The organism is Pseudarthrobacter sp. BRE9 (assembly GCF_031844305.1).
Classification (GTDB): domain Bacteria; phylum Actinomycetota; class Actinomycetes; order Actinomycetales; family Micrococcaceae; genus Arthrobacter.
On sequence record NZ_JAUZUY010000002.1, the window covers coordinates 632871 to 654749 of the forward strand.

General features: G+C 65.9%; 20 protein-coding genes and 2 tRNA genes. 7 read left to right on the top strand and 15 right to left on the bottom strand.

The annotated features are described in order from the left end of the window. Window positions 1–32: 32 nt before the first annotated feature. Both Q9R31_RS07815 and Q9R31_RS07820 read right to left on the bottom strand, forming a co-directional pair. Window positions 33–791, bottom strand: a complete 759-nt coding sequence (locus Q9R31_RS07815; RefSeq protein ID WP_311262140.1) for an SDR family oxidoreductase — start codon at window positions 789–791, stop codon at window positions 33–35. Window positions 792–809: 18 nt separating this feature from the next. Next, complete coding sequence (locus Q9R31_RS07820) at window positions 810–1190, bottom strand: DUF488 domain-containing protein (RefSeq protein ID WP_311262141.1); 381 nt, start codon at window positions 1188–1190, stop codon at window positions 810–812. Between the two features lie 72 nt (window positions 1191–1262). Between Q9R31_RS07820 and valS the strand changes: the two genes are divergently transcribed. Further along, window positions 1263–3884 carry a valine--tRNA ligase gene (valS, locus tag Q9R31_RS07825; protein WP_311262142.1) on the top strand — a complete coding sequence of 874 codons (2622 nt, stop codon included), beginning with the start codon at window positions 1263–1265 and terminating at the stop codon, window positions 3882–3884. A gap of 386 nt (window positions 3885–4270) precedes the next feature. On the opposite strand, the gene Q9R31_RS07830 is transcribed toward valS, so the two are convergent. The 6 genes from Q9R31_RS07830 to Q9R31_RS07855 form a co-directional block, all read right to left on the bottom strand. Next, the gene (locus Q9R31_RS07830) at window positions 4271–4885 is read right to left on the bottom strand and encodes a DsbA family protein (RefSeq protein WP_311262143.1); all 615 of its coding nucleotides are present in this window, start codon (window positions 4883–4885) and stop codon (window positions 4271–4273) included. 14 nt (window positions 4886–4899) lie between these two features. Continuing rightward, on the bottom strand, window positions 4900–6180 hold the full coding sequence (clpX, locus tag Q9R31_RS07835) for an ATP-dependent Clp protease ATP-binding subunit ClpX (RefSeq protein ID WP_311262144.1): 1281 nt from the start codon (window positions 6178–6180) through the stop codon (window positions 4900–4902). A 175-nt stretch (window positions 6181–6355) separates the two neighbouring features. Next, window positions 6356–7015 carry an ATP-dependent Clp protease proteolytic subunit gene (locus Q9R31_RS07840; RefSeq protein ID WP_018769476.1) on the bottom strand — a complete coding sequence of 220 codons (660 nt, stop codon included), beginning with the start codon at window positions 7013–7015 and terminating at the stop codon, window positions 6356–6358. A 36-nt stretch (window positions 7016–7051) separates the two neighbouring features. Then, entirely contained in the window at window positions 7052–7675 is a 624-nt protein-coding gene (locus Q9R31_RS07845; RefSeq protein WP_311262206.1) for an ATP-dependent Clp protease proteolytic subunit, read from the bottom strand. A 233-nt stretch (window positions 7676–7908) separates the two neighbouring features. Continuing rightward, on the bottom strand, window positions 7909–9303 hold the full coding sequence (gene tig / locus Q9R31_RS07850) for a trigger factor (RefSeq protein ID WP_311262145.1): 1395 nt from the start codon (window positions 9301–9303) through the stop codon (window positions 7909–7911). Window positions 9304–9382: 79 nt separating this feature from the next. Further along, a tRNA-Pro gene (locus Q9R31_RS07855) sits at window positions 9383–9457 on the bottom strand. Between the two features lie 131 nt (window positions 9458–9588). Here Q9R31_RS07855 and Q9R31_RS07860 point away from each other — a divergent pair. After that, window positions 9589–9662, top strand: a tRNA-Gly gene (locus Q9R31_RS07860). Between the two features lie 49 nt (window positions 9663–9711). Here the strand turns inward: Q9R31_RS07860 and Q9R31_RS07865 are convergent. From Q9R31_RS07865 to Q9R31_RS07875, 3 genes are all read right to left on the bottom strand, one after another. Continuing rightward, a complete protein-coding gene (locus Q9R31_RS07865; protein ID WP_311262146.1) occupies window positions 9712–10671 on the bottom strand; it encodes a DNA-formamidopyrimidine glycosylase family protein in 960 nt (319 codons plus the stop codon). Then, complete coding sequence (locus tag Q9R31_RS07870) at window positions 10671–11165, bottom strand: ribose-5-phosphate isomerase (RefSeq protein ID WP_311262147.1); 495 nt, start codon at window positions 11163–11165, stop codon at window positions 10671–10673. Before Q9R31_RS07870 ends, Q9R31_RS07865 begins: the two co-directional genes overlap by 1 nt. An 87-nt stretch (window positions 11166–11252) precedes the next feature. Continuing rightward, window positions 11253–12272 carry a hypothetical protein gene (locus Q9R31_RS07875; RefSeq protein WP_311262148.1) on the bottom strand — a complete coding sequence of 340 codons (1020 nt, stop codon included), beginning with the start codon at window positions 12270–12272 and terminating at the stop codon, window positions 11253–11255. A 171-nt stretch (window positions 12273–12443) separates the two neighbouring features. On the opposite strand from Q9R31_RS07875, the gene pepN reads away from it, so the two are divergent. Together pepN and Q9R31_RS07885 are read left to right on the top strand one after the other, a co-directional pair. Further along, window positions 12444–15017, top strand: coding sequence for an aminopeptidase N (gene pepN / locus Q9R31_RS07880; protein WP_311262207.1), 2574 nt, complete (start codon window positions 12444–12446; stop codon window positions 15015–15017). Further along, window positions 15014–15487: an OsmC family protein gene (locus tag Q9R31_RS07885; protein ID WP_311262149.1), complete on the top strand. Its 474-nt coding sequence runs from the start codon at window positions 15014–15016 to the stop codon at window positions 15485–15487. The genes pepN and Q9R31_RS07885 overlap by 4 nt, the downstream gene beginning before the upstream one ends. Here Q9R31_RS07885 and Q9R31_RS07890 read toward each other — a convergent pair. Further along, window positions 15484–16482 (bottom strand): NAD-dependent epimerase/dehydratase family protein, encoded by a 999-nt coding sequence (locus tag Q9R31_RS07890; RefSeq protein ID WP_311262150.1) that lies wholly within the window; start codon window positions 16480–16482, stop codon window positions 15484–15486. The genes Q9R31_RS07885 and Q9R31_RS07890 overlap by 4 nt on opposite strands. 67 nt (window positions 16483–16549) lie before the next feature. Between Q9R31_RS07890 and Q9R31_RS07895 the strand changes: the two genes are divergently transcribed. Together Q9R31_RS07895 and Q9R31_RS07900 are read left to right on the top strand one after the other, a co-directional pair. After that, window positions 16550–17233, top strand: coding sequence for a mechanosensitive ion channel domain-containing protein (locus tag Q9R31_RS07895; RefSeq protein WP_311262151.1), 684 nt, complete (start codon window positions 16550–16552; stop codon window positions 17231–17233). Window position 17234: 1 nt separating this feature from the next. Beyond that, entirely contained in the window at window positions 17235–17699 is a 465-nt protein-coding gene (locus tag Q9R31_RS07900) for a globin (RefSeq protein WP_311262152.1), read from the top strand. A 43-nt stretch (window positions 17700–17742) separates the two neighbouring features. On the opposite strand, the gene Q9R31_RS07905 is transcribed toward Q9R31_RS07900, so the two are convergent. Further along, window positions 17743–18402 carry a hypothetical protein gene (locus Q9R31_RS07905; protein ID WP_311262153.1) on the bottom strand — a complete coding sequence of 220 codons (660 nt, stop codon included), beginning with the start codon at window positions 18400–18402 and terminating at the stop codon, window positions 17743–17745. A 63-nt stretch (window positions 18403–18465) separates the two neighbouring features. Between Q9R31_RS07905 and Q9R31_RS07910 the strand changes: the two genes are divergently transcribed. Then, window positions 18466–19386 carry an acyl-CoA thioesterase II gene (locus Q9R31_RS07910; RefSeq protein WP_311262154.1) on the top strand — a complete coding sequence of 307 codons (921 nt, stop codon included), beginning with the start codon at window positions 18466–18468 and terminating at the stop codon, window positions 19384–19386. Between the two features lie 136 nt (window positions 19387–19522). Here Q9R31_RS07910 and ettA read toward each other — a convergent pair whose 3' ends face one another. Together ettA and Q9R31_RS07920 are read right to left on the bottom strand one after the other, a co-directional pair. Continuing rightward, window positions 19523–21205 carry an energy-dependent translational throttle protein EttA gene (ettA, locus tag Q9R31_RS07915; RefSeq protein WP_142122397.1) on the bottom strand — a complete coding sequence of 561 codons (1683 nt, stop codon included), beginning with the start codon at window positions 21203–21205 and terminating at the stop codon, window positions 19523–19525. Between the two features lie 61 nt (window positions 21206–21266). Continuing rightward, window positions 21267–21779 carry a DUF6993 domain-containing protein gene (locus Q9R31_RS07920; protein ID WP_311262155.1) on the bottom strand — a complete coding sequence of 171 codons (513 nt, stop codon included), beginning with the start codon at window positions 21777–21779 and terminating at the stop codon, window positions 21267–21269. Window positions 21780–21879: the final 100 nt, after the last annotated feature.

Below are 21879 nucleotides of genomic sequence, written 5' to 3' on the forward strand. Positions count from 1 at the left end.
CCTTCCCCCAAGGACTCAGCTTCCCGGCCGGCTCAGGCTTTCCTGATCAGTTTGTGGTTGGCGGCCTGTGCCACCGGCCGGATGACGATCTGGTCCAGGTTGACGTGGTGCGGAATGGTGACGGCGTAGCGGACCACATCGGCAACGTCCTCTGCGGTCAGCGGCTTCTCAACGCCCTGGTAGACCTTGTCCGCCGCCTGCGCGTCCCCCAGGCGGTTAAGGGCGAATTCCTCGGTCTGCACCAGGCCCGGCGCCACCTCGATGACGCGGACGTTGTTCTCCACCTCTTCAAGCCGGAGGGCGTTGGTCATGGCGTGCTGCGCGAACTTCGCGGCGTTGTAGCCGCCGCCGCCCTCATATGCGTCCAGTCCGGCGGTGGAGGTGAGGTTGAGCACGGTTCCTTCGCCGGCGGCGCGCAGCATGGGCAGGAACGCCCGGGTGAGCTTCATGGTGCCCAGGACGTTGACGCGGTACATCCACTCCCAGTCAGCAGTGCTGGCGTCACCCACCCTGTCGGCGCCGCGGGCGCCGCCGGCGATGTTGATGAGCGTATCGACGCCGCCCGCGTCGGTGACCTGCGCGAGAAGCCGGGACACGTCGTCGTCCTCTGCAATGTCAGCAGGAATCGCGACGGCGCCCGTTTCGCTTTCCAGCGCGGCGAGGCGTTCGGCGCGGCGGGCCACGGCGAACACCGTCCACCCGTCGGCGCGCAGGGCGCGGACTGCCGCTTCCCCGATCCCGCTGCTCGCGCCGGTCACCAAAGCTGCCTTTTTCTGCGAATCCTTCGTCATGGCACCACCCTAACGGGATCAGCCGGCAGGACGTCCCCGGAGGTAATCAAGCAGGACACGTGCGTGGTTGGCCTCAGTGTTGCGCGCAGCGTAGAGCAGGGTGACGCGGGCGTGGCGGCCGGCCAGTTCCAGCAGCGTACCCACCGCCTGATTTGAATCCAGTTCCACCTGATAGCGTTCGCTGAATTCCGCGAACCTCTCGGGACGGTGGTTGAAGTCCTTCCGGAGGCCCGGGGACGGGGCAACGTCCTTAAGCCAGAGGTCGATGGCCGCGTTCTCCTTTGGCATCCCCCGCGGCCAGAGCCGGTCCACCAGGACCCGGCAGCCGTCGTCGTCCGCTGGTGGATCGTAGATGCGCTTGATGCCAAAGCTGCCCCGGTGCTGGACCATACGCCGCATGCTACCCGCCTTTCCAAGCGCCGGGCCGGAACGGGTTGGGTGGGATGGAAGCGGGCATGAAAGAATTGCCCAATGGCCGAAGACACGCAGGGTACAGACACGCCCACCACCGCCCCCATCAACGTTCCGGACAAGCCGGCCCTCGAAGGACTCGAAACAGCGCTCACCCAGCGCTGGCTGGCCGAGGGAACCTACAAGTTCAACCCCGACACCGCGCGGGAGCAGGTCTACTCGATCGACACTCCCCCGCCCACGGCGTCCGGATCCCTGCATGTGGGCCACATGTTCTCCTTCACCCAGACCGACGTGCAGGCGCGCTACATGCGCATGACCGGCAAGAACGTCTTCTACCCCATGGGCTGGGACGACAACGGCCTCCCCACCGAGCGCCGTGTCCAGAACTACTACGGCGTCCGCTGCGATCCCGCCATTCCCTACAACGCCGACTACCGGCCGCCCGCGCAGCCGGCGAAGAACCAGCGCGATTTCGACGTCGTCTCACGCCAGAACTTCATTGAGCTCTGCGAGGAACTGGCTGTTGAGGACGAAAAGGTCTTCGAAAACCTGTTCCAGACCCTTGGCCTGTCCGTCGACTGGGATCTGACCTACCGCACCATCGATGACACCTCCCGTGCTGTGTCCCAGCGCGCATTCCTGGCCAACCTGGCCGCCGGTGACGCCTACATGGCCGAAGCACCCACGCTGTGGGACGTCACGTTCCGCACGGCGGTTGCGCAGGCTGAGCTTGAGGACCGCGAGGTCCCGGGCGCCTACTACCGCTACCCCTTCTTCACGGAAGACGGGGACAAGGTCTTCATCGAGACCACACGCCCTGAACTGCTGGCGGCGTGCGCGGCGCTGGTGGCAAACCCCGACGACGAGCGGTACCAGCCGTTGTTCGGCAAGACCGTGAAGTCCCCGCTGTTCGACGTTGAACTCGAAGTCAAGGCCCACCCGCTGGCCAAGGCGGACAAGGGCTCCGGCATCGCCATGGTCTGCACCTTCGGCGATTTGACCGACGTCACCTGGTGGCGTGAACTCCAGCTGCCCACGCGCGCCATCATGGGCCGCGACGGCCGCATCATCGCCGAGACCCCCGAATGGATCACCAGCGACGCCGGCAAGGAGGCGTACGCCGCGATCGCCGGCAAGACCGCCTTCTCCGCCAAGGAAGCCGTGGTGGAACTGCTCAAGGAAGCAGACCTGCTGGACGGGGAGCCCAAGAAGATCACCCACCCGGTGAACTTCTTCGAGAAGGGTGACAAGCCCCTGGAAGTGGTCACCTCCCGCCAGTGGTACATCCGCAACGGCGGCCGCGACGAGGACCGCCGCGAACGCCTGATCGGCCGGGGCAAGGACATCGACTTCCACCCGTCCTTCATGCGCTCCCGCTACGAGAACTGGATTGCCGGCCTGAACGGTGACTGGCTGGTCTCCCGCCAGCGGTTCTTCGGCGTCCCCATCCCCGTCTGGTACCCGCTCGACGCGCAGGGCAACCCGGACTACGACAACCCCATCCTGCCCACCGACGGGATGCTCCCGGTGGACCCCGCAGCGGACGCCGCCCCGGGTTTCGACGAGGCACAGCGGGACCAGCCCAACGGCTTTACGGGCGACGCCGACGTCCTGGACACCTGGGCCACCTCCTCCCTGACCCCGCAGATCGTGGGCGGCTGGAGCCGTGACGAGGACCTGTTTGCCAAGGTCTACCCGTTCGACCTCCGCCCCCAGGGCCACGACATCATCCGGACCTGGCTCTTTTCCTCCGTGGTTCGCGCCGACGCCCTGCAGGACTGCGCCCCCTGGAAGCATGCGGCCATCTCCGGCTGGATCCTGGACCCGGACCGCAAGAAGATGTCCAAGTCCAAGGGCAACGTGGTGGTGCCCACCGACGTGCTGAACGAGTACGGCTCGGACGCGGTCCGCTACTGGGCTGCTTCGGCGCGGCTCGGCGCCGACACCGCCTACGAGATCGCGCAGATGAAGATTGGCCGCCGCCTGGCCATCAAGCTGCTCAATGCTTCCAAGTTCGTGCTGAACCTGGGCGCCACCGAGAACTCCGTGCTTGGCGCCGATCTTTCGGTCCTGGCGAACCCCCTGGACCGGGCGCTGCTGGCCCAGCTGGCCGACGTCGTCACCCAGTCCACCAAGGCGTTCGACAACTACGACTACGCCCGCGCCCTGCAGCTCACGGAGACATTCTTCTGGCAGTTCACTGACGACTACGTGGAGCTGATCAAGGACCGCGCCTACGGAGCGGCCGGCGAAGCCGAGCAGGCATCGGTACTGGCGGCCCTGGCCACCACCCTGGACACCCTGCTGCGGCTCTTCGCACCGTTCCTGCCTTTCGCCACGGAGGAAGTCTGGAGCTGGTGGCGGAACGGATCAGTGCACCGCGCCGCATGGCCGGCGGCGCTGGAGATCCCCGGCGGGGACACCACCATGCTGGCTACTGTGGGTGTGGCCCTCAGCGGTGTCCGCAAAGCCAAGTCCGAGGCGAAGGTCAAGCAGCGCACGGAGGTGCTTTCCGCAACCATCACCGCCCCGGAGGCCATGACTGCGCAGCTGCAGGCGGGACTGGCTGACCTGAAGGCCGCGTCCAATGCGCGGGAGATCACCCTCGTGGTGGGCGACGGGGATCTCGCGGTGACCGGCGTTGCCCTGGCTCCGAGCGACGAGCCCGCCAAGGCCTGACAGCCGGCCGGATCCACCAAGGCCTGTTTCCGGAACCTGTCGCCAGGTACCTGTTTCCAGGCAAAGGGGAAGCCCCATCAGCGTTTTGCCGTTGGTGGGGCTTCGACTTTTCGGCCATCTTGTGACGTTATTTCGATGGTCTGGCAGGATCCTCTGAATTCCAGGTCTTGCTACACCGTCACTGGTAGCTTGCACTCAACTTTGCCGATGGCTGCGTCAAATTACATATCACTGGATCTTTGGTTCCTGCGTCCCGCTTCTTTCGAAGTGGGTAAGAACCATTGTTCTCCTGCCCCATTGCATGCACAAGGGCCCCGGAAGAACTACACACCGGTAGTTCTTCCGGGGCCCTTGGCAGGCCAGCCGCCGGCCTGGCGGCCGGGAGGTCAGTCGAATTCCGGGCTCTCCGTGCGGCTGCGCTTCAGCTCGAAGAAGTGCGGGTAGGCGGCAATGGCGGTGGTGGCGTCCCAGATCCTGCCGGCTTCCTCGCCGCGGGGTATGCGGGTCAGGACCGGCCCGAAGAACGCGGTTCCGTTGAATGCGACCACGGGTGTGCCAACATCCTGTCCCACGAGTGAGATGCCTTCCTCGTGGCTGGCCCGCAGCTGCTGGTCATAGGCATCGGTAGTGGCGGCATCGGCGAGGGCGGCAGGCAGGCCACACTCTGCCAGGGCCTTGCTGATGACCTGTGCGCGGTCCTTTTCACCCTGGTCGTGGATCAGCGTGCCCATGGCGTCGTAAAGCGGTTTGATGACCTGCGGGCCATGCTCTTCCCGGGCTGCGATGATGACCCGGACCATGCCCCAGGCGTTGTCCATGGACTTCCGGTAGGCGGGCTCCAGGTCGCGTCCCTCGTTCAGGACCGCGAGGCTCATGACGTGCCACTCCGTTTCGATGTCCCGGACGGCTTCCACTTCGCCGATCCAGCGGGAGGTGACCCAGGCGAACGGGCAGAGGGGGTCGAACCAGAAGTCGGCTTTGTTCTTTGCAGGTGCAGTCACGAAGGTCCTCTCGGTCAGGCAGACTTACGGCGCTTGGCCACGTGCGGAATCATGGTCGGTTCGGCCCCCCGCAGGACCACGTCCTCGGTGATCACTACACTCGCCACATCCTCGCGGCTGGGGAGATCGAACATCACGGGAAGCAGGACTTCCTCCAGGATGGCGCGCAGGCCGCGTGCACCGGTGCCGCGTTCCAGGGCCTGCTCGGCAATGGCGTCCAGGGCGGTGTCGTCGAACACCAGCTCCACGCCGTCGATCTGGAACATCTTCTGGTACTGCTTCACCAGGGCGTTCTTGGGGGTGGAGAGGATCTGGATCAGGGCATCACGGTCCAGATTGGACACCGTGGTGATCACCGGGAGGCGGCCGATGAATTCCGGGATTAGGCCGAATTTCAGCAGGTCCTCCGGCATGACTTCACCGTAGGAGTCCACTTTCTTGCTGGCCTCGTTCAGCGGGGCACCGAAGCCGATGCCCTTGCGCCCGGAGCGGGAGCCAATGATCTCTTCCAGGCCGGCAAAGGCGCCGGCCACGATGAAGAGGACGTTCGTGGTGTCGATCTGGATGAATTCCTGGTGCGGGTGCTTCCGTCCGCCCTGCGGCGGCACAGAGGCAACGGTTCCTTCCAGGATCTTCAGGAGGGCCTGCTGCACGCCCTCGCCGGACACGTCCCGGGTAATGGAGGGGTTCTCGCTCTTGCGGGAGATCTTGTCGATCTCATCGATGTAGATGATGCCCTGTTCGGCCTTCTTAACGTCATAGTCCGCGGCCTGGATGAGTTTGAGGAGGATGTTCTCCACGTCCTCGCCCACATAACCGGCCTCGGTCAGGGCGGTGGCGTCCGCGACGGCGAACGGCACGTTCAGGCGCCGGGCAAGGGTCTGTGCCAGGTAGGTCTTGCCGCAGCCGGTGGGTCCGATGAGGAGGATGTTCGACTTGGCGATCTCGACGTCATCGTGATGCCCGCCGTCCCCCAGGCTTCCGGACTTGGGCGCATGGCCCGCCTGGATGCGCTTGTAATGGTTGTAGACCGCGACGGCGAGGGAACGCTTTGCGGGCTCCTGGCCGATGACGTATTCCTGCAGGAAGTCGAAGATCTCACGCGGCTTGGGCAGTTCAAAGCTGCCCAGGTCCGCGACCTCCGCGAGCTCCTCTTCGATGATTTCGTTGCACAACTCGATGCACTCATCACAGATGTAGACACCGGGCCCGGCAATGAGCTTGCGCACCTGCTTCTGGCTCTTTCCGCAGAAAGAGCACTTCAGCAGATCCGTGCTCTCGCCAATCCGAGCCATATGTGAACCCCTTAGTATCCTGCTGCCAGGCAGCCTTGCACCGTTGCTGAAATCTCTGACCGGCCCGCGGGGCCGGTTCGTGACAACATCCACTCTAGGTCACATTCGCCCTCAAGGGTGGAAAGAAAAGGCCGGTGCGGTCAAATGAACCTGACTGCACCGGCTTCCCGTACTGCTACCTCGTAATTGCCTGGGGCTTGATCTTGCGGGAATCAAGCACCTGGTCGATCAGGCCGTAAGCCTGCGCCTCTTCGGCGGTGAGGATCTTGTCGCGCTCGATGTCGTTGTTGACCTGCTCCGACGTGCGCCCGGAGTGGTGGGCCAGCGTGTCTTCGAGCCAGGACCGCATGCGCATGACCTCAGCCGCCTGGATCTCCAGGTCGGAAGCCTGGCCGCCCTGGCCGCCGGACAGTGCCGGCTGGTGGATAAGGACGCGGGCGTTGGGCAGGGCCAGCCGCTTGCCGGGGGTACCCGCGGCCAGCAGGACGGCAGCCGCGCTGGCGGCCTGGCCCAGGCAGACCGTCTGGATCTCGGGGCGGATGTACTGCATGGTGTCGTAGATCGCCGTCATGGCCGTGAACGACCCGCCCGGGGAGTTGATGTAGAGGGTGATGTCGCGGTCCGGGTCCGTCGACTCAAGGACCAGCAGCTGGGCCATGATGTCGTCGGCGGAGGCGTCGTCAACCTGCACGCCGAGGAAGATGATGCGGTCCTCGAACAGCTTGGTGTACGGGTCCTGGCGCTTGAAGCCGTACGGCGTGCGCTCCTCGAACTGCGGCAGGACGTAGCGGCTGGACGGAAGATTACCGGCGGACCACCCGAAGTTGTAGTTCATTGTCTTTGCTCCTGATCGAAGTGTTCTGGTTGCCGGTTAGTTCTGGGAGGCTGTTTCGCCGGAGGATCCGTTGGAGGTTCCACCGCCGCCGGACACCGAACCGGCGTGTGCGGCAATCTTGTCGAAGAAACCGTATTCGAGGGCCTCGACAGCGGTGAACCACTTGTCGCGGTCGTTGTCCTTGAGGATGGTCTCAACGGTCTGGCCGGTCTGCTCCGCCGTCAGTTCCGCCATGACCTTCTTCATGTGCAGGATGAGCTCGGCCTGGATCTTGATGTCCGAGGCCGTGCCGCCGATGCCGCCGGAAGGCTGGTGCATCAGGACGCGGGCGTTGGGCGTGGCGTACCGCTTGCCCTTGGTGCCCGAGGAGAGCAGGAACTGGCCCATGGAGGCGGCCAGTCCGGTGGCAACGGTCACGACGTCGTTGGGAATGAACTGCATGGTGTCATAGATGGCCATGCCTGCCGTGACGGAGCCGCCGGGCGAGTTGATGTAGAGGTAGATGTCCTTTTCCGGGTTCTCGGCCGAAAGCAGGAGAAGCTGCGAGCAGATCGCGTTGGCGTTGTCGTCACGCACCTCCGAGCCCAGCCAGATGATCCGCTCCTTGAGAAGGCGGTTGTAAATGTAGTTGTCCTGGGCTGCAGGATCGACGGTCGCCATCCGGGGGGCCTCTGAGTGCTGTGACATGTTTATTTACCTCTCACTGGTGACGGTGACATCACTGAAAATCACTACTTGGACACTAACCGGTTTCCCCGGCGTTTTGTTCGCGCACCGACGGCTGTTCGCTGACGGCGCACGATGGCCGAATCCGCGCCATGCTGTTTCAGGGCCAACGCGAACGGCCCCCGGATCGGAAGGATCCAGGGGCCGTTGCTGCGGGTTGTTAAGGACTAGGCCTTGGCCTCTGCCGCGGCGTCCTCAGCCTCGACAACCTCGGCCTCGGCGGCTTCGGTTGCCTCAGCGTCGGCTGCCTCTGCGGCGGGGGCTTCCTCGCCGCCGGGGCGGACGAAGTCGCTGAGGTCAACGGTGTTGCCCTCGGTGTCGGTCACCGTGGCCTGGCCCAGGACGACAGCCAGTGCCTTGCGGCGGCGGACCTCGGACACCATCATGGGGACCTGGCCGCTCTGGTCGATGATCTGGGCGAACTGGTTGGGATCCATGCCGTACTGGCTGGCGGTGCTGACGATGTAGTCGATCAGCTCGTTCTGGCTGACGTTGACTTCTTCCTTTTCGGCGATGGCGTCAAGGATGATTTCGTTCTGGAAGGCGCGGGCCGTGTTGGCGCGGACCTCTTCGCGGTGCTCTTCGGTGTCGTGCTCGCCGTCTCCGTGGCCGTTGCCCTCCTGGAAGTGGGCTTCGAGCTGCTCTTCGACCACCGAATCCGGAACGGGAACCTCAACCAGTTCGACCAGCTTGTCCAGGACCTTGTCGCGGGCTTCAACGCCCTGCTCCACGATCTTGGACTCGGCGGCCTGCTTGGCCAGGTCCTCGCGAAGTTCGGCGAGGGTGTCGAATTCGGAGGCGAGCTGGGCGAAGTCGTCGTCCGCGTCGGGCAGTTCGCGTTCCTTGACGGCCTTCACGACAACCTTGACCTGGGCGGCTTCGCCGGCGTGGTCGCCGCCGACCAGGGTGGTGTCGAAGATGGCGTCCTCGTCGGCGCTGAGGCCGGTCACGGCCTCGTCCATGCCCTCAAGCATGGTGCCGGCGCCAACCTGGTAGGACAGGCCGGCAGCGGAGTCCACTTCCTCGCCGTCGATCGTGGCGGTGATGTCGATGGTGAGGAAGTCACCGTCGGCAGCGGGACGGTCGACGGACTTCAGGGTGCCGAAACGGCCGCGCAGTTCGTCCAGTGCCTTGTCCACGTCGGCTTCCGAGGATTCCGCAGCCGCAACCTGGACCTCGATGCCGGCGTAGTCCGGGAGCTCGATTTCGGGACGGACGTCAACTTCCGCGGCGAACTTCAGGCCGCCGTCGGTCGCGGAGGGGTCGGGCACCTCGGTGATTTCCACCTCGGGACGGCTCAGGGGGCGGATGCCGGACTCCTGCACGGCAGCTTGGTACCAGCCGTTGAGGCCGTCATTGATGGCCGTCTCCAGGACGTAGCCGCGGCCGACGCGCTGGTCGATGAGCTTGGCAGGAACCTTGCCCTTGCGGAACCCGGGAACCTGGATCTGCGACGCAACAGTCTTGTAGGCCGAGTCGATGCTGGGCTTCAGTTCCTCAAAGGGGACCTCAACATTGAGCTTGACCCGCGTGGGGGTGAGGTTCTCGACAGCGCTCTTCACGGTCTAAGTACTCCTGGGTTGTGGGATGGGTTTCTGCAAACGCAATGGATGTCCAGGCCTACCGGTCCTGGCCGCAGAGTCGGGGTGACAGGATTTGAACCTGCGACTTCCTGCTCCCAAAGCAGGCGCTCTAGCCAAGCTGAGCTACACCCCGTAAGTGCACAGGCAAGTCTACGGTGATACGCGTCGCGATTGCACATTTGACACGTAGGCCATGGATTAGGTTTAGTTGTATCCGGCTTGAACAGCCAGCCCGGAGTTTCCGCGAAAAACGGATCTTCCTTCGGGGACGTAGCTTAATGGTAAAGCCTCAGTCTTCCAAACTGATTACGCGGGTTCGATTCCCGTCGTCCCCTCCACAACAAGCAGAAGGCCCCTCCACGGAGGGGCCTTCTGCTATTTAACTTCCTACTCCTGTCCCTGTTGGCAGAACGGGCACCAGTAGAGGTTCCGCCCGGCCAAGTCGGCGATGAGCACGACCGTGCGGCACACCCGGCAGGGCAGGCCGTGCCGTTTGTAGACGAAGTGGACATCGTCCCGGCCGGGGAAGTGGGCGCTTTTGGGCGGCACCGGCGCCCCGGACGCAGCAGCTTTCGCGGCCGTGGTGCCGTCGAGCCTCCAATATTTCGGCGGCGTGGTGATGATCCGCCCGTCCGCCACGCCGTCATTCATGACGGCCACGATGTCACGCCAAAGCTTCCGGGCATCGTTGTCCGGAAGTGAAGTCCCGGGCAGCCAGGGGTCCAGGCGACGGCGGAACAGGACTTCCGCGCGGTAGACGTTCCCGACGCCGGCAATCACCTTCTGGTCCATGAGCAGGGCGGCCAGCGGCGCCTTCCGCGCCTGGACGTTTGCTGCAAAACGGCCCGCATCGCCGCGGAAGTTCCGCAGCGGGTCAGGTCCCAGCCGGGCCAGCACCGTGCGGGCTTCCGCGGCCGTGATGGTTTCGCACGTAGTGGCACCCCGAAGATCCGCCCAGCCGTGGCTCGCGGCGAGCCGGACCCGGACGGCCCCGACGGGAGCCGGCGGGCCGGCGTAGGGCGCGCCGCCGTCGTCGTCCCCGTCAGCGAAGGCCTCCTGCTCCCCGACGCGCCGGGGCGCACCAATGCTGGAGGCACCGGCGAAAGTGCTGTCACCGCCGAAGCTCCAGGCGCCGTACAAACCAAGGTGAACGTGCAGCACCAGCGCGTTGTCGAAGTGCAGGAACAGGTGCTTTCCATGCGCCTCGGCAGTGAGCAGGATGTGCCCGTCCAGCAGTGCCGCTCCCCCGCTGAACCTGCCCTGGGGGCTGGACACAGCCAGCGTCTCACCCGCGAAGACGTCGCCGAACTGGCGCGCGAGCCTGCGGACGGAATGGCCCTCAGGCACTACTCGATGACCTCGCCGGTTGCCTCGTAGGCCGCAATCTTGCCGATCCTGCGCACATGGCGCTCGTCGTTGCTGAACGGCTCGGACAGGAATGCCTCGATCAGCTCCGTCGCTTCTTCCACCGTGTGCTGGCGTCCGCCGACAGCCACGACGTTGGCGTCGTTGTGCTCGCGGGCCAGGGTGGCGGTGGAAAGGTTCCACGCGAGGGCTGCGCGGACGCCCTTGACCTTGTTGGCGGCGATCTGCTCACCGTTGCCGGAACCGCCCAGCACGATGCCAAGGGCGTGGACGCCCGCCTGCTGGTCGGCAACCACAGCCAGGGCCGCGTTGATGCAGAAGGAAGGGTAATCGTCCTGGGCGTCGTAGGCCTTGGGCCCGTGGTCCACCACCTCGTATCCCTTGCCGGTCAGGTGGGAGACCAGGTGGGCGCTGAGCTCCATGCCTGCGTGGTCGGTGGCGATGTGGACCCGCGGGAAGGCAGGGGAAGTGGTCACGTGCAAAGTCCGTTCGGTTGTGGGAGCTGGCGGGCCGCCGTGTGGGGCCCGGAACGACACCGATAAGGATACTAGGAGTGCCGCTGGTCAGGACTCGGGATGCCCGGCGGCCGGCGGGGTGTTCCCGCCGCCGCGGGCCCGGGCGGCAACGCGGGTGAGGACTTCGGCCAGTTGCGCGGCGGAATCCTGGCTGCCGCCGCTGACGGCCAGGCGCTGGCCGTCAGTCTTGCTTACGACGACGGCGGGGCCGCTGCTGACCAGCATGGCGGCGGTCCCGCGGTGGTGCCGGTAGCCCCACCCGCCATAGTCCGCGGCCCGCACGTCCGCGGCGCTGGCATCCGAAATGGCACCGGCAGGCACATCCATGACGGGGACCACCCCGGCCAGCAGGACCTTCAGCCCGCGGCGGTCCGCCCGGATGCGGGCGAAGAGGAACGCGGCGCCGACGAGCGCCAGGACCACGAGCAGGATCCCCAGCCACGGCACCGCCAAGGCGATGAGGGCCGCCGGGAACAGGGAGGCGATGGCGATCATGACGAAGACCGAACTCCTGGCATGGACCCAGAACCGGATGCTGTCCCGGGCAAGGTCGGGGTCCAGTTCCCGGGTGATGGCGGCCTGCAGCGCCCGGTCATCATCCGGCGACCACTGCCGGTCGGCCTTGTAGACCATGGCCATGGCGACCCCCAGCGACACCGCCGCGCCGCTGCCGAGGGCGAGGACGGTCATGTCCACCCGCGACTGCCGGGCATCGGCCAGCCCGGTCTGGCCGATGAGGCCCGCGGCAAGGGCAGAGGTAATGAACAGGCTGAGGAACAGCCCGGCCCCCATCATGATCCTGCGCATCATCACCGGCCTGCCCAGCGGGACGGCCTGCAGCAGGACCAGCCAGCCTGCGACGACAATCACTGCGGCGCCGACGCCCACGTAGGCGCCGAAGGGCGCGAAGTTGGCACCGCCGTCGTCCGTCCACCGGATGGCGAGCGGCTCCGGAAGGTCCGGGCGCAGCAGCGACGCGCAGTAAACGAAGGCGGCGGCCAGGACGAGGGGGAACCCGACGGCGAAGCGCAGGGCCTTGGTATCCACCGAATCCAGCAGCTTTCCCATGTATTTAACGCTACCCCTGCGGCCGCCCGTCCAACCGCCCGGAAGGCGACACAGGACGGCTGTGAGCTGCGCAACTTGCCAAGGATCCCAAGGATGAAAGAATGCAACAGTGCCGGAACCGGGACCACCGGCCGGCAGCCGAACTTCTCTGGAGGCCCTCCTTTGCCAGGCATGAACCTGACGCGCGCCGAAGCCCGTGAGCGCGCCGAACTGATCACCGTCGAGTCCTACGATGTCAGCCTGGACCTCACCCGCGGCGGAGAGGTCTTTGGCAGTACTACCACCGTGAAATTCACGGCATCGCCGGGCGCAGCCAGCTTCATCGATGCCGTGACCCGCACCGTGCACAGCGTGACCCTGAACGGCACCAGCCTCGATCCGGCCGCTGTGTCCGACGGCGTCCGGATCCAGCTTCCCGGCCTGGCGGAGCACAACGAGCTGACCGTGGTCGCCGATGTGCCCTACATGAACACCGGCGAAGGCCTGCACCGGTTCGTGGACCCGGTGGACAACGAGGTCTACCTGTATACCCAGTTCGAGGTTCCCGACTCGCGCAGGATGTTCGCCGTCTTCGAGCAGCCGGACCTGAAGGCAACCTTTACCTTCAATGTCACGGCCCCGTCGCACTGGGACGTTGTCTCCAACTCCCCCACCCCGGAACCGGTGCCGGCCCCTCCCGCGGAAGACGGAGCGGCCCGGTCCGTATGGGCCTTCGCGCCCACCCCGCGCCTGTCCTCGTACGTCACCGCCCTGATCGCGGGCCCCTACCAGTCGGTCCGCAGCCAGGTCACCAGCTCGGATGGCCGCGTCATCCCGCTCGGTGTCTTCGCGCGGAAGTCACTGATGCAGTACCTGGACGCGGAGAACATCTTCGAACTCACCCGCCAGGGCTTCGGGTTCTTCGAGGAACAGTTCGGCTGCCCCTACCCCTTCGAAAAGTACGACCAGCTGTTCGTGCCGGAATTCAATGCCGGTGCCATGGAGAACGCCGGGGCCGTGACCATCCTGGAAGGCTACGTTTTCCGCAGCAAGGTCACCGGCGCCCAGATCGAGCGCCGCGCCATCACGGTCCTCCATGAACTGGCCCACATGTGGTTCGGCGATTTGGTGACCATGCGCTGGTGGAACGACCTGTGGCTCAACGAGTCCTTCGCGGAGTACATGTCGCACCTGGCGGCGGTGGAAGCCACGTCCTTCACCAGCGCCTGGACCACCTTCGCCTCAGTGGAGAAGTCCTGGGCCTACCGCCAGGACCAGCTGCCCACCACGCATCCGATCTTCGCCGAGATCAACGACCTCCAGGACGTCGAGGTCAACTTCGACGGCATCACCTACGCCAAGGGCGCCTCGGTGCTGCGGCAGCTGGTGGCCTGGGTCGGCCCCGAACAGTTCATGGCCGGCGTCCGTGAATACTTCGCCAAACACTCCTGGCAGAACACCGAACTCCGCGACCTGCTGGTGGAGCTGGAGAAGGCCAGCGGCCGCGACCTGGATGACTGGGGCCGGCAGTGGCTGGAAACAGCGGGCGTCAACACGCTGAGCCCGCAGCTGGATGTGGATTCCGACGGCAAGCTGCGCTCCTTCGCGATCCTGCAGTCCGCCGTTCCGGAATGGCCCACCATCCGGCCGCACCGCCTTGCCGTGGGCTTCTACAACCTGGACAGCGCAGGAAAGCTTGAGCGGGTGCACCGCGAGGAGCTGGATGTCGACGGCGAACGCACCGAGGTGCCGGGACTGGCCGGATTGGCCCAGCCGGACCTGATCCTCATCAATGACGACGACCTCGCCTACGCCAAGGTGCGCCTTGACCCGAAGTCGCTGGCCACCGCGACCGCCCACCTGAAGGATTTTGCCGGCAGCCTGCCCCGGACCCTGGTCTGGAATTTCGCCTGGGACGCCGCCCGCGACGGCGAGACGCCGGCCCGGAAGTACGTGGAGCTGATCCTGTCCAACGTCGCCGCGGAAACAGACTCCTCCGTCATCCTGGTCCAGCTCCGCCAACTGGCCACCACCCTCAATTTCTACGTGGCCGAAGACCACCGTGAAGCCACTGCGGTTGCCGCCGTGGACCGGCTGTGGGACCTGGCGTCGAATGTACCCGGCGGCTCGGACGCACAGCTGCAGTTCATCAAGTCGTTCGCGCTGCTGGCCCGAAGCGCGTCCCAGCTGGACCGGGTGGCCGGCCTCCTCGACGGGTCGGTTGTCATGGACGGGCTGGCCGTGGACCAGGACCTGCGGTGGGAACTCGTAGCATCCCTGGTGGCCGGCGGCCGGCTGGGACAGGAAGGGATCGACGCCGAGCTGCAACGGGACAACACCTCCAGCGGTCAGAATGCGGCCGCCCTGGCCAAGGCTGCCATCCCCACCCCGGAGGCCAAGGCCGCGGCTTGGGAATCCATCGTCGTCAAGGGAGAGCTGTCCAATGCACTGCAGGGATCGGCGGTAACGGGCTTCATGCGCGTGCTGGACCGCTCCCTCCTGGAACCGTACTCGGAAAAGTACTTCGCGGCAGTGCCGGGCATCATGGCAACCCGGACCCACGCACTCGCCCAGCAGATCGTCGTCGGCCTCTACCCGGCGTTGCTCACCACGCAGGCCACCATCGACCGGACGGACGGCTTCCTGGCGTCGCTGCCGGCGGAAAGCGCCGCGCTGCGGCGGATGATGCTGGAGAACCGCGACGGCGTTGCGCGCGCCCTGCGTGCCCGGGCCGCCGACGTTATTGAGGACGGCAGCCCGCAGTGAGTCTTGACCAGCACCGGTATGCGCTGACAGTGCAGTGGACCGGCAACCGGGGTGACGGCACCTCCTCCTACCGGGGCTACTCCCGGGACCACGACGTGCTCATTCCCGGCCTGCCGGCCCTTAAAGGCTCGGCGGACCCCACCTTCCATGGGGACCGGGAACGCTACAATCCCGAGCAGCTCCTGCTGGCCGCGCTGGCGCAGTGCCACATGCTGTCCTACCTGCATGTGGCCGTGAAGCACGGGGTGGTGGTCACGGACTACCGGGACGAGGCGACCGGACTGATGCGGCTCAACCGGGACGGCAGCGGCCAGTTCGAACGGGTGGTCCTGCATCCGCACGTGACGGTGGCCGACGCCGGACAGTCTGAACTGGCCGCAAGCCTCCACCACGAGGCAAACCAGGTCTGTTTCATCGCCCGCAGCGTGAATTTCCCGGTGGAGCACCAGCCGGTGACCGTGGCCGATTAAGCTCCGCCTCCGTTGCGGAGCATATCCACGAGGCGTTGTTCCGTGGCGGGTGGAAGGCCGGCTTTCCGGGGCCGGTCCAGCCCGCGGATGCGTTCATCGTCCAATGTGGCGGCCAGCGTTTCCTGCCAGGGCCGCAGCACCATTCCGGCGACCCGGGCGGCACGGTTGCTGCGGGCCATGAAGCCATCGTGGCCGGGCGGGAGCCAGAGCGGCAGGGACTCCGGCCCGGACCAGTAGTTGACGCCCTGCTCCACCAACCAGTCTCCACCGGCGGTGACGGTGGTGCTGTTGGAGCCGGACGCCCCGCGGCAGGCGCTGATAAGTCCGGCAAAGGGCACCTGGTCCCCAATGGCGTTCAAGGGACCGGTGACCCCCTGCCCCGCTGCGAGCAGGATCCAGGCCGCCAGGTCCCGGACGTCGATGACCTGCGTAGGGTGGCTGCCGATATCCGGGACCAGCACCGGCCCGGAGTTCCGGGCACATCGGGCGGGCCAGTAGCCGTAGCGGTCGGTGGGATCGCCGGGGCCGCTGATCAGGCCGGCCCGGCACAGGTGCGGCCTGCCGGCAGCCGCCTGCAGGGTTGCCTCTTCGATGGCCACCTTGGACTCGCCGTAGTTTTCCGGGGTGGACGGCACCCCTGGGGCCAGCGCCGGCAGCAGTTCCGCGTCTTCCGCCGCTCCGGGGACGGAGTGGTCAGCGTACGCCGAGCAGCTGGAGACGAACGTCCAGTGTCCTGCTTTCTCCGCGAGGCCGGCCAGTGCCTGCCGGGCAGGTCCCGGGTCCCGGGCAACCTCGATCACGGCATCCCATTCGCCTGTCAGTGCCGAGTATGCGGCCGGACCCGTTGAGCGGTCGGCCCTGACCCAGTCGGCCCCGTGCGGCGGTTCGCCCGATGTTCCCCGCGCCAGGCACGTCACGTCATGCCCTGCGGCAACCGCCTGCCTGGCGATTTCCCTGGAGAGGAAGGCGGTTCCGCCGAGGATGAGAATGCGCATTGCCCTACGCTACGGGGGCTAGGGTTGAAAGAGAACAGAGCAATATCGCTAGGAGCTATTTCCACCCATGGTCAGCATGTTGTCCATCCTTCCCCCTGCCAACACCCAGCCGGACGGCATCAGCGTCCCGGGCATCGTGATCAGCCTCGGCATCGGCGTCGCCGTCTGGCTGGTAGCCACGTTCATCATCTCCCGCATCACCAGGCGCATCGCTGCCGGAAGCAATTTCTTCAAGAAGCCCATGTTCAAATGGGTGGCGCCGGCCATCCGCGCCCTGGACCATGAGCGGCGGGTGCAGCGCGCCGAAACCATTGGTTCGCTGCTGAACAGCGTGGTGGGTGTGCTGGTGGTGATCATCACCGGCATGTACGTGCTGCAGAACCTGGACATCGACATCACTCCGTTGCTGACCAGCGTGGGCATCCTGGGTGTTGCCATCGGCTTCGGCGCCCAGCAGCTGATCCGCGACTTCCTGGCCGGGATCTTTATTACCATTGAAGACCAGTACGGAATCGGTGACGTCATCGAAACCAGCGAAGTGGTGGGCGTGGTGGAGTCCATGGGTTTGCGGATCACCCGCGTCCGCTCCGACGACGGAGCTATCTGGTACCTGCGCAACGGTGAAATCCTCCGCGTGGGCAACCGCTCGCAGGGACGCTACGTTCCGCTGCACGAGTCCGACGACGGGACCACCGACCAGGGCTCGGCGCACGTTGAGACCAAGAAGACAGACCAGAAAGCCGGGGAATAGCATGTCGCTTCCCATCGAACCGCGCCCTGTCCAACCGCAGCGGCCCCAGTTGATGCAGAACGATCCCTTCAGCAAGCCGGGCTATACCGACAGCTTCTACGACGCAGTGGGCGGCCACGAGACTTTCGTGAAACTCATCGATGTCTTTTACGACGGCGTGGCCACCGATCCGCTGCTCCGGCCGATGTATCCGGAGGAGGACCTGGCCCCGGCGAAGCGCCGGTTCCTGATGTTCCTCGAGCAGTACTGGGGCGGGCCCACGACCTATGGGGAGGAACGCGGCCACCCGCGCCTGCGGATGCGGCACTTGCCGTTCAAAGTGACGCAGGAGGCAAAGGACCGCTGGCTGTTCCACATGCGCACCGCCGTGGACGCCCTGGAACTCCCGCCGCTTTACGAGGGCACGTTGTGGGAGTACATGGAGCGCGCGGCGCTGTCCATGGTGAACAGCGCTTCCGAGGCCTGACGCCTCCCGGCCCGCGACCCGGTAGGCCCGCGTCCGTTTTCCGCTACAGCAGGCCGCTTCCGGTCCGTGCCAGGACGTGCCCGCGGGGACCGGACAGCCGGAACCAGCGGCCGGCGCGGTACAGCTTCTGGTCGCCGTCGGCCAGGAAGCCCAGCGCGAACGCTGCGAAGGCAGCTCCGGCCGGAAGGCCTGACCCGTCCAGTTCGCGTCCCCACACAGCTGCCCGGGCGTTGTTCACAATGAGGGCGCCGGGTTTCTCGGGCACGATGCCCGCCACCTCCGCGATGCCCGCTTCAGCTGCCGCCTTCAAACCGGCATCACTGACAGCCCCCAGCAACTCCCATCCGCCCCGTGGGGCGCCCACTCCCGTCCACGATTCGGTGACGGTGGTGGGCGGAACCGGCAATTCGGCGTCGTACTCTCCCGCACGTGCCAGCCGGTCCAGGACGGCGGACAGGGCAACGGTGACATCCGTTCCGGACGGTTCCGCAAGCGCCATGGTGCGCAGGCCCAGGATGGTGGGGGTCGATTCGCCCAGCAGCCGGGGCCGCAGGACACAGACGTAGGCGGCCAGGACGGAACCGGCGGCCTGCAGGCGGATGGCGCCGTCGTCGATGGCCTTGGCCCGGGTGGCGAACGTCTTCAGGTCGGCGAGATCCCGGGGATCGGCGAAACGGAAGGACGAGGTGAGAAGTTCAGACACACCTAAACACTACCGGCTGCGCTCCGGTTGAGTGGCTCCCCGCGCGCCGTCTAGAGTCGGACCATGACTGAAGCCGAAGCCGGACTGCTGGCCCCGCCGAGCGGAGACCCCACCTCATCCCTGATCGAACTGCTGGACCTTGGTGAGCTTGAGGGCGCGCGGACGGACGAGGACATCTTCCTGGGCCCCTCCCAGCGGCAGCCGCACCACAGGGTTTTCGGCGGACAGGTGCTGGCGCAGTCACTCGTGGCGTCCATGCGGACGGTGGATCCCGAACGCTTTGTCCACTCCATGCACGGCTATTTCCTGCGGCCCGGAGACGCCAACAAGCCCATCACCTTCGGTGTGCAGCGGCTGCGCGACGGCCGGTCGTTTTCGGCCCGGCGCGTCCACGCCTACCAGGACGGTGTGCCCATCCTGTCCATGATTGCCTCTTTCCAGGGTGAGGACGAGGGGGTCGAGCACTCGTTGGCGATGCCGGCCGGGATCCCGGACCCGGAATCACTGCCCAGCACGGCAGACCTGCTGGGAAAGTTCGACCATCCGGTGGCACGCCACTGGGCCTATGAGCGGCCCTTCGACATCCGGCACGTCGATCCGCCGCTGTACGTTTCGGCCACCGGCCCGCGGGAGGCCCGCAATGCCGTCTGGATGAAGACGTTCGGGCCGATGCCGGACAACTCCAACCTGCACCGCGCCGCCCTGGCCTACGCCAGCGACTACACCCTGCTCGAGTCCATCCTTCGGCGGCACGGCCTCAGCTGGATCACCCCCGGCATGAACGTTGCCAGCCTGGACCATGCGATGTGGTGGCACCGCCCGGCGCGGGTGGATGAATGGCTGCTCTACGTCCAGGAGTCCCCCAGCGCGCAGGGCGCGCGGGGCCTGGCCACCGGCAGGATCTTCAACCGGGAGGGCCAGCACGTGGCCTCGGTGGCGCAGGAGGGAATGGTGCGCGTTCCCGCCGATGCGGCGCACACGTAGGACCCGCACCATCAGTCCTGCCGCTGGGCCTGCGCTGACACGCAGCCGGGCATAAGGAAGGCCGGCACCTCGATCAGTTGAGATCAAGGTGCCGGCCTTCCCTTTGATGCGTTACAACCGCGTCCGGGCCCGCAGGCTAGTCGCGGGTGAGGCGCCGGTGGGTGACGCGGTGCGGCTTGGCAGCATCGGGACCCAGGCGCTCCACTTTGTTCTCCTCGTAGGATTCGAAGTTACCCTCGAACCAGTACCACTTGGAGGGGTTCTCCTCGTCACCTTCATAGGCCAGGATGTGCGTGGCCACCCGGTCCAGGAACCAGCGGTCGTGCGAGACCACCACGGCGCAGCCGGGGAATTCGAGCAGCGCATTTTCCAGGCTGCTGAGGGTTTCGACGTCGAGGTCGTTGGTGGGCTCGTCGAGGAGCAGCAGGTTTCCGCCCTGTTTCAGTGTCAGGGCCAGGTTCAGGCGGTTCCGCTCACCACCGGAAAGGACACCTGCCTTCTTCTGCTGGTCCGGGCCCTTGAAGCCGAAAGCGGCCACATAGGCACGCGACGGCATTTCGACGTTGCCCACCTGGATGAAGTCGAGTCCGTCGGAGACAACCTCCCACAGGGTCTTGTTGGGGTCGATGCCGCCGCGGCTCTGGTCCGCGTAGGAGATCTTGACGGAGTCGCCGATCTTCAGATCGCCGCCGTCCAGCGGTTCCAGGCCCACGATCGTCTTGAAGAGGGTGGTCTTGCCCACGCCGTTGGGGCCGATGACGCCCACGATGCCGTTGCGGGGCAGGGTGAAGGACAGCCCGTCGATCAGTGTCCGGTCTTCAAAGCCCTTCTGGAGATTCTTCGCCTCCAGCACCAGGCCGCCCAGCCGGGGTCCCGGCGGGATCTGGATTTCCTCGAAATCAAGCTTGCGGGTGCGGTCCGCTTCGGCGGCCATTTCCTCGTACCGGGCCAGGCGGGCCTTGGACTTGGTCTGGCGGCCCTTGGCGTTGGACCGGACCCACTCGAGTTCCTCGGCGAGGCGCTTGGCTTGCTTGGCATCCTTCTTGCCCTGGATCTCCAGGCGGGCGCGCTTCTTCTCCAGGTAGGTGGAGTAGTTGCCTTCGTACGGGTAGAGGTGGCCGCGGTCCACTTCGGCGATCCATTCCGCCACGTGGTCCAGGAAGTACCGGTCGTGGGTGACGGCGAGGACGGCACCGGGGTAGCTGGAAAGGTGCTGCTCCAGCCACAGCACGCTTTCGGCGTCCAGGTGGTTGGTGGGCTCGTCGAGGAGCAGCAGGTCCGGCTTCTGCAGGAGGAGCTTGCAGAGCGCCACACGTCGGCGCTCACCGCCGGAAAGGTTGGTGACGTCGGCATCGGCCGGCGGGCAGCGGAGGGCGTCCATGGCCTGTTCCAGCTGGGAATCAAGGTCCCAGGCGTCGGCGGCGTCGATGGCCTCCTGCAGCTTGCCCATTTCATCGAGGAGGGTGTCGTAGTCAGCGTCTGGGCTGGCCATTTCCTCGGAAATTTCGTTGAAGCGCTGGATCTTGCCGTAAATCTCGCCCACGCCCTCCTGGACGTTGCCCAGGACAGTCTTTTCCTCGTTGAGGGGCGGCTCCTGGAGCAGGATGCCCACGCTGTAGCCGGGGCTGAGCCTGGCCTCGCCGTTGGAGGGCTGGTCCAGCCCGGCCATGATCTTGAGGATGGTGGACTTACCGGCACCGTTCGGGCCCACAACACCAATCTTGGCGCCCGGGAAGAAGGACATGCTTACGTCATCAAGAATGAGTTTTTCGCCAACGGCCTTGCGGGCCTTGGTCATTGTGTAGATAAATTCCGCCATGGTCTCAAATCTAGTGGGTTGGCGGGCAGATCTCACATTTGCAGCCGACGGGACAGCCGCGTCAGGAGCCCACGAAGCATTTGCCGCTGGCCAATACCGGAAGGACTGTGACGGTCACGGCACCTTCACGTACCTGCCCGATCACGCAGTCCCTGCCCTGAAGCACGGCGGCTTCGATGGCGTCCGCCTCCAGTCCGGTGGGTGTCCGGCTTTGCGAGACCTGGAGCGCTGCAGGGGCAATGCCCGCTCCGGTCAGGGCGTCACTGACCTGGGCGGTGGCCGGTTTGGGTGTTCCGGTGGCCAGTTTGGTGAGGGCATCCGTAACTGTCCGTTTCACGGTTTCCGTGGCTGCAGCTGCGGCCGCGGACGCAGCACCGGATGTGTTGGCCAACGCTCCCCCGCTGGCGTCCGTGCCTTGCGTCGCCGGCGGCAATGCCTCGCCGCCGCTGCCCTCGATTACCGGTCCGTTGCCGGAAGCATCGGCGCCACAGGCCGACAGAAGACAAACCAGGACGGCGCAGGCCAGGGCTGCACCTGCGCGGTTCTTCTGCCGGTTGTGAGGGGTGGGACGCATGGTGTCATTGTGCCATGGGAACCCGGACGGCCAGGCCGCGTGACGGGTGGTCGGCAGTGGTCCCCGGAGTCAATCGCGGATAACCGCAATACGCAGGTCA

Excerpts from the sequence above, each read along its gene's own strand:
- Q9R31_RS07820 (WP_311262141.1), bottom strand. The coding sequence starts at position 1,190 with ATGCGGCGTATGGTCCAGCACCGGGGCAGCTTTGGCATCAAGCGCATC.
- Q9R31_RS07890 (WP_311262150.1), bottom strand. The coding sequence starts at position 16,482 with ATGCGCATTCTCATCCTCGGCGGAACCGCCTTCCTCTCCAGGGAAATC.
- pepN (WP_311262207.1), top strand. The coding sequence starts at position 12,444 with ATGAACCTGACGCGCGCCGAAGCCCGTGAGCGCGCCGAACTGATCACC.
- Q9R31_RS07920 (WP_311262155.1), bottom strand. The coding sequence starts at position 21,779 with ATGCGTCCCACCCCTCACAACCGGCAGAAGAACCGCGCAGGTGCAGCC.
- clpX (WP_311262144.1), bottom strand. The coding sequence starts at position 6,180 with ATGGCTCGGATTGGCGAGAGCACGGATCTGCTGAAGTGCTCTTTCTGC.
- Q9R31_RS07845 (WP_311262206.1), bottom strand. The coding sequence starts at position 7,675 with ATGGCGACCGTCGATCCTGCAGCCCAGGACAACTACATTTACAACCGC.
- Q9R31_RS07840 (WP_018769476.1), bottom strand. The coding sequence starts at position 7,015 with ATGAACTACAACTTCGGGTGGTCCGCCGGTAATCTTCCGTCCAGCCGC.
- valS (WP_311262142.1), top strand. The coding sequence starts at position 1,263 with ATGGCCGAAGACACGCAGGGTACAGACACGCCCACCACCGCCCCCATC.
- Q9R31_RS07900 (WP_311262152.1), top strand. The coding sequence starts at position 17,235 with ATGTCGCTTCCCATCGAACCGCGCCCTGTCCAACCGCAGCGGCCCCAG.
- Q9R31_RS07875 (WP_311262148.1), bottom strand. The coding sequence starts at position 12,272 with ATGGGAAAGCTGCTGGATTCGGTGGATACCAAGGCCCTGCGCTTCGCC.
- ettA (WP_142122397.1), bottom strand. The coding sequence starts at position 21,205 with ATGGCGGAATTTATCTACACAATGACCAAGGCCCGCAAGGCCGTTGGC.
- Q9R31_RS07895 (WP_311262151.1), top strand. The coding sequence starts at position 16,550 with ATGGTCAGCATGTTGTCCATCCTTCCCCCTGCCAACACCCAGCCGGAC.
- Q9R31_RS07910 (WP_311262154.1), top strand. The coding sequence starts at position 18,466 with ATGACTGAAGCCGAAGCCGGACTGCTGGCCCCGCCGAGCGGAGACCCC.
- Q9R31_RS07815 (WP_311262140.1), bottom strand. The coding sequence starts at position 791 with ATGACGAAGGATTCGCAGAAAAAGGCAGCTTTGGTGACCGGCGCGAGC.